Here is a 6,056-nt window from a genome sequence, read left to right as displayed (position 1 = left end):
GCGGCAGGCCTTTGCAGCCCAAATCTCCGAGATCCGGGCTGAACAGCAACGATCTGCCGAGCGCTTTGAGGCTCAGATGGTTGAGATGCGGCAGGCCTTTGCAGCCCAAATCTCCGAGATCCGGGCTGAACAGCAACGATCTGCCGAGCGCTTTGAGGCTCAGATGGTTGAGATGCGGCAGGGCTTTGCAGCCCAAATCTCCGAGATCCGGGCTGAACAGCAACGATCTGCCGAGCGCTTTGAGGCCCAGATGGCCGAAATGCGGGCCGAGCGGCAGGCTATGGAAGCCCAACTCCAGACCGAAATCCAGGAGATCAGGGCGTTGATCCAACAGAACCAGGAGCGGATTCGACAGAACGAAGAGCGGGGAGACGAGCTGGAGGTGGCCATACAGGAGTGCCGCCGAGATATGCAGGCTGGGTTTGCCGAACTGAGGGAAGCGCAAGCCATGATGATGGAGCAATTTCGGGAGCGCGATGGCCGCCTGATCGAGGCTCAACTCAGCTTTATTCGGGAGATGCGGGAAATGCAACGGGAAGTGGCGGAGCTGCGACTGGATTTTCTCAATCACATGCGCCAATACCACCCACCTGTCGAACGTTAAATGGCTACGGCAGCACCTGGGCGGTCACCTCAGCTTGCGGTCGTAGGGGTAGCGGGGGATGGCTCTGTGGCTTCCTGGGGGATCCCCCCCCTTTCCCAAGCCAGGGTTTTGGCAGGAGCCCCTCATCTGCTCCGGCACTTTACCGATCATCCGGCCCGCAAGATCCCGCTCACCGGGCCGGTGGAAAGTTGGATCCCGCTTTTGCAGCAGGAGATGGCTCAGGGATCCCTAGTTTTGTTGGCCAGCGGGGATCCGCTTTTTTTCGGGATCGGGCGGCTGTTGACGGAGTATTTCCCAGCGGAGCGGTTGGCCTTCTATCCGCAGGTGAGCTCGGTGCAGCTGGGCCTGAACCGCCTGCAGATCCCCTGGCAGGAGGCGACCATCCTCAGCCTGCACGGGCGGGGAGTGGAGCGGTTGGAAGCCGTTCTCAAGCAGGGATCCCCTGTGATCGTGGTGCTCACCGATCCGGAGCACACGCCGACGGTCTTGGCCCGCTTCATCTCCGACCTGCGGCTGCCGGTGCGCTACCAAGCCTGGGTCTGTAGTCAACTGGGATCCCCTCAAGAACAGGTCGTGCCCCTCCAAGAAGGGGAAGACGCCGTTTTCCCCAGCCCCAACGTTGTGGTGCTGCGACGGGTAGAACCGGAGCCAGATCCCCATCGCTGGCCTTTGGTCGGGATCCCGGACGACCAGTTCTACACCTTTCCCGACCAGCCCGGCTTGATCACCAAGCAGCCCATCCGCCTGCTCACCTTAGGATCCCTGCAGCTCCCCCAAGAGGGCGTGGTGTGGGATATCGGTGCCGGCACCGGCTCGGTGGCCATCGAAATAGCCCGCCTCTCTTCTCGGCTCCAGGTCTATGCTGTCGAGCGCAACGCCATGGGCATCTGTCTGATTCGGCGCAACCGGCAACGCTTTGGCCCAGAGAACCTGCAGGTGATCCCGGGGGCAGCCCCCCAAGTGTTGGCCGACCTGCCAGATCCGGATCGGGTGGTGCTGGGCGGTGGCGGCAAAGGGATCCGCGACCTGCTGCCGGTGGTGGGAGCCCGCCTGCGGCCTGGAGGGATCTTGGTGGCCAACTTCGCTACCCTAGAAACCTGCAGTGAAGCCCTGCAATGGCTGCGTTCTCGGGGCTGGCAAGTTCGAGTAGATCACGTTCAGATCTCCCGCTCTGCCGTCCTGGCCGAGGGCACCCGCTTTGCCCCCCTGAACCCGGTTTACCTGCTGCAAGGGATCCCTTCAAATTGGAAAGCCCAGTAAGCCCCCCGTTGCTCTGCTTTCCCTTCTCCCTGTGGGGGAGGGAAAGTTATCCCTCGTCCTCCTCATCGGCGGTGAACCCCGGTCGGTACAGGTAGGCGGAGGAGGGACGGTTGGTCTTCTTGATTTGGTCTTTGATGGATTCCAGGTCGATGTAGCGATCCGCCAAGTTGATCAGTTGATCGCTGGTCATGGAACGCAAGCTGACCACCTCCACTCGTGCCCCTTGGTAGCTAACGGCATTGACCGCATAGGCCAAGTCTCCATCGCCGCTCACCAGCACAGCCGTCTCATACCAGCGCACCAGCGACAGCATATCCACGGCAATTTCCACATCCAGGTTGGCTCTCTTGGATCCATCGGGCAACTGGGTTAGCTCTTTGGTAACCACGCGGTAGCCATTGCGGCGCATCCAGAGCAAAAACCCCTGCTGCTTTTCGTTGTTGCGATCGACGCCGGTGTAGAAAAAAGAGCGCAAAAGGGGCGACCGACCACTCAGCGTCTTCAGCAGACGGGTGTAGTCGATCTCAATGCCCAGTTGCAGAGCGGCGTAGAACAGATTAGACCCGTCGATGAATATGGCCACACGCCCACGGTTGTCCTGCAAGGAATCCCCAGGCTGAAAACTGGGATCAGGATCAAGACGCAGCATTCGGGTTTTCTTCTCCAAGTTTTGACAAAAGGGCAGAAAAAAGAGGTGTTAAATGGGTTTAATCGCCAATACAGCTCTTTCCGGCAGCACTGACTACAGCTAATGCAGATGCCTCTCTTGTGCGATAGGGATCTTACTGCTTCCCAGAGTGATCTGCAGAATTCCCATGAAGTCGGAAAAAGCCGTAAAAGGCTGCCCCAAGCCCTGGGACACATGATTTACCCTAGCGCAGGAGAGACGATCCCCGGAGAAGATTTCCAAAATCCTAAAGAAAAATACCTACGAAAGGAGAGGCTTTGGGGATGGAGTGCGGGGATGGGCCGGTACCTTACCGCTTTTCGAGCCCCTTGCACAGAGGGGTGCTGCGCAGCCGCTACAAGCGGTTTTTGGCCGATGTGGAGCTGGAAAACGGGCAACAGATCATCGCTCATTGCCCCAACACGGGGCCGATGAGTGGGGTCTGTCAGGTGGGGGCACCTGTGTACCTCTCCCATCACCCGGAGCCAAAACGGAAACTGGCCTACACCTGGGAAATGATCCAGGTGGATGGGGTATGGGTGGGGATCAACACCAGCTTGCCCAATCGCCTGGTGGACTGGGGGCTGGAGCGAGGGTGGTTTCCCCAGTTGGCAGGGTTTTCTCGCCGGCAACGGGAGGTGACCTGCGGCAAGAGCAAAATCGACTTTCTGCTGACAGGAGACTCTGGCTCGGCCTATTTGGAGGTGAAGAATACCACCTGGGCCAAGGGATCCCGCGCGCTGTTTCCCGATACGGTGACCACTCGCGGCCAAAAACACCTGGAAGATTTGATCGCGGTGCGCCAACAGGGTCAGCGTGCCCTGCTGCTGTACTGGATCAATCGCGCCGATTGCACCGAGTTTGCCCCCGGCGAAGAACGGGATCCCCGCTATGCCTGTCTGTTTCGTGAGGCCCTGCAGGTCGGGGTAGAGATGTTGCCCTATCGGGTCGAGGTTTCGCCGACAGGGATCCGACCCTTGGGTTTGGCCAAAATCGTTGTCTAAGCACCCCAAAAGAAGGGGCAAGCTCTCTGGAAACGGCTGGGGATCGCCTATAATTCTGTTTTCTCCAGATTCTTCCATTTTCCAGGCATTTGAGGACCATGAGCGAACCTTCCTCCCGTCCTCATCACATTGTTCTCACCTCCCATCCCTCCCCTTATGGGACGCAAGCCCAGCCGATTCGCTGGGGATCCTTGGATCCACTGCAGCGGGGGCCGGTGGTGGGTAGCCTGACCAATCTTGCCCATCGCAATGTCATCGGCACCCATGCGGGAGCCTACGCTGTCTATCGGGCATTGGCTGTGGCCAGTGGCTCTTTGCAGGCGGATCACCGCGCCGATTTAACCCATACTGCCCCGGTGGTGTCGATTGGCCCTCACCCAAGCTGGGGAGATCCAGACCGGATTGTGTCCTTGGATCCCTGGGGAGCGGTTGTGGGAGAAGTCTTTGCTCCCCTCTATGCCCAGGGCTACGATATTCGCCCTACTATTGCCATTACTCAGGCCCACATCCACATGCCCGAACTGCAGGAGGCGGTCAACAAAGGGCGGTTGCGGGTGGATGGCCGGATCCTCAAAGACAATGGCAGCCTGGTGGTCACCAAAGCCGCAATCGAGCCGGTCTGGTACCTGCCGGGGATCGCCAAACGATTGCAGGTGAGCGAAAGCCTGCTGCGCCGCACCCTCTTCGAGCAGACGGGAGGCATGTTTCCAGAATTGGTGACTCGCCCAGACCTATCGGTGTTTTTGCCGCCCATCGGTGGCCAGACGGTGTACATCATCGGGCAAGTGGCCGCCATCACCGACCCGGCTTTGCCCCTGGCGGTGCGGGTTCACGACGAATGCAATGGTTCCGATGTGTTTGGCTCGGATATTTGCACCTGCCGCCCCTACCTGGTGCATGGCATTGAGGAATGCGTTAAGACGGCCCAGGCCGGTGGAGCCGGGGTGATCGTGTACCTGCGCAAAGAAGGCCGCGCCTTGGGAGAGGTGACCAAGTTTTTGGTCTACAACGCCCGCAAGCGCCAGGAAGGAGGGGATCGGGCTGATGCCTACTTCGCCCGTACCGAGTGTGTGGCAGGGGTGCAAGACATCCGGTTTCAGGAGTTGATGCCGGATGTGCTCCATTGGCTGGGCATAACCCGAATCGATCGCCTGATTTCCATGAGCGACCTCAAGTATCGAGCCATCACCAACTCCGGCATTGAGGTCGTGCAGCGGGTGCCCATCCCAGAAGAGCTGATCCCGGCGGATGCCCGTGTGGAGATCGAGGCCAAAAAAGCTGCCGGCTACTACACCGAGGGGGAGGTGCTGGATGCGGAGCGGCTGGCCCAAATCCGAGGAAGGGCCTTGGTGGAGTGAGCGGGATCCCTCATGCAAGTGGCTACCTGGAATGTCAACTCCATTCGCACCCGGCTGCCTCAGGTTTTGGCTTGGCTGGACAGCCAGGGATCCCTGGATGTGCTCTGCTTGCAGGAGACTAAGGTGGTGGATGAAGACTTTCCCCGGGCGGCCTTTCAGGAGCGGGGCTTTCATGTGGAGGTCTACGGGCAAAAGTCCTACAACGGTGTGGCTCTGATCAGCCGGGATCCCCCGGAAAAAGTAGAACGGGGGTTTGGTGCGCTGCTGCCTTCGGCGGCAGATTTGGACGAGCAAAAGCGGCTGATGAGCGCCATCTACCGCGGGATCCGTATTCTCAACCTTTATGTGCCCAACGGTTCTGAGGTGGGATCGGAAAAATACGCCTATAAATTGCGCTGGCTAGCCACGCTGAAGGATTACCTCGCCGTTGCCCTGAGCCAAGGGGATCCCATCTTGCTCTGCGGGGACTTTAACATTGCCCTGGAAGATCGGGATATTTATGATCCCCAAAAAGCGGGAGAAATCATGGCTTCCGAACCGGAGCGACAAGCCCTGCGGGAGATCTTGGCTTTGGGGTTTGAGGATGCGTTTCGCAAGTTCACCCCAGATCCTGGCCATTTTAGCTGGTGGGACTATCGCTCGGGAGGGTTTCAAAGGAATCGCGGCTGGCGCATTGATCATCATTATTTGTCTCGTGAGCTACAGGAGAAAGCCACCGCTTGCTGGATCGATGTCGAGCCACGGCGGGCGGAAAAACCCAGCGATCATGCCCCTGTCATTGTTGCCCTGGATATTTAAGCGCCTTGTTATAGTCATTTCAAGCTAGGTTGAGACACTCCCCAAACGCTCCCTGCCACTGCCTTCACCCCTTCTCTCAGAGGAAGAGGGGAGCCAGGCGGAAATGTTTCATTCCTGTTTAAATGACCATAACAGCTCATACCAACTAGCCATCCAATTAAAATGGAGCGGCCTCTTCGAGAATTTTCAGCTAGAAATCGCAGGAGCCCCGCACTGTACCCGTAGGGTCAGTGCCGGGAGGAATGCGGAAGTTATGATAGAACCATGACTCAAGTCCTGACCGTCTCCTGCAAGCTCAAGGTGTCCCAGTCGCAAGCCGCAAAGTTGGATGCGACAATGGATGCCTTTGTGCAGGCGTTGAACTG

Annotated in this window: 6 protein-coding genes; 5 read left to right on the top strand and 1 reads right to left on the bottom strand. The window is 58.7% G+C overall.

Annotated elements, in window-relative coordinates; all coding sequences use genetic code 11:
- On the top strand, positions 1 to 604 hold a 604-nt coding region (locus ACVWZJ_RS14025), incomplete at its 5' end, for a hypothetical protein (RefSeq protein ID WP_457396472.1).
- On the top strand, positions 605 to 1,864 hold the full coding sequence (gene cbiE, locus ACVWZJ_RS14020) for a precorrin-6y C5,15-methyltransferase (decarboxylating) subunit CbiE (RefSeq protein WP_457396470.1): 1,260 nt from the start codon (positions 605 to 607) through the stop codon (positions 1,862 to 1,864).
- A 46-nt stretch (positions 1,865 to 1,910) separates the two neighbouring features.
- Here the strand turns inward: cbiE and ACVWZJ_RS14015 are convergent, their stop codons facing one another.
- Positions 1,911 to 2,513, bottom strand: coding sequence for a LabA-like NYN domain-containing protein (locus tag ACVWZJ_RS14015; protein WP_011431895.1), 603 nt, complete (start codon positions 2,511 to 2,513; stop codon positions 1,911 to 1,913).
- Between the two features lie 302 nt (positions 2,514 to 2,815).
- On the opposite strand from ACVWZJ_RS14015, the gene sfsA reads away from it, so the two are divergent.
- The 3 genes from sfsA (at position 2,816) to xth (ending at position 5,691) form a co-directional block, all read left to right on the top strand.
- Positions 2,816 to 3,535, top strand: coding sequence for a DNA/RNA nuclease SfsA (gene sfsA, locus ACVWZJ_RS14010; protein ID WP_457396468.1), 720 nt, complete (start codon positions 2,816 to 2,818; stop codon positions 3,533 to 3,535).
- Between the two features lie 98 nt (positions 3,536 to 3,633).
- Complete coding sequence (locus tag ACVWZJ_RS14005; RefSeq protein ID WP_414424349.1) at positions 3,634 to 4,893, top strand: GTP cyclohydrolase II; 1,260 nt, start codon at positions 3,634 to 3,636, stop codon at positions 4,891 to 4,893.
- A 12-nt stretch (positions 4,894 to 4,905) separates the two neighbouring features.
- Positions 4,906 to 5,691: an exodeoxyribonuclease III gene (gene xth, locus ACVWZJ_RS14000; RefSeq protein ID WP_457385664.1), complete on the top strand. Its 786-nt coding sequence runs from the start codon at positions 4,906 to 4,908 to the stop codon at positions 5,689 to 5,691.
- The last annotated feature ends 365 nt before the right edge of the window (positions 5,692 to 6,056 follow it).

It is taken from the genome of Thermostichus sp. OS-CIW-29 (assembly GCF_054058195.1).
Note: the sequence above shows the minus strand (reverse complement) of the source record. Positions and strands in the feature narration are given on the sequence as shown.

Bases quoted from the DNA above. Each gene is read 5' to 3' on its own strand.
- ACVWZJ_RS14005 (WP_414424349.1), top strand. From the start codon at position 3,634: ATGAGCGAACCTTCCTCCCGTCCTCATCACATTGTTCTCACCTCCCAT.
- ACVWZJ_RS14015 (WP_011431895.1), bottom strand. From the start codon at position 2,513: ATGCTGCGTCTTGATCCTGATCCCAGTTTTCAGCCTGGGGATTCCTTG.
- cbiE (WP_457396470.1), top strand. From the start codon at position 605: ATGGCTACGGCAGCACCTGGGCGGTCACCTCAGCTTGCGGTCGTAGGG.
- xth (WP_457385664.1), top strand. From the start codon at position 4,906: ATGCAAGTGGCTACCTGGAATGTCAACTCCATTCGCACCCGGCTGCCT.
- sfsA (WP_457396468.1), top strand. From the start codon at position 2,816: ATGGAGTGCGGGGATGGGCCGGTACCTTACCGCTTTTCGAGCCCCTTG.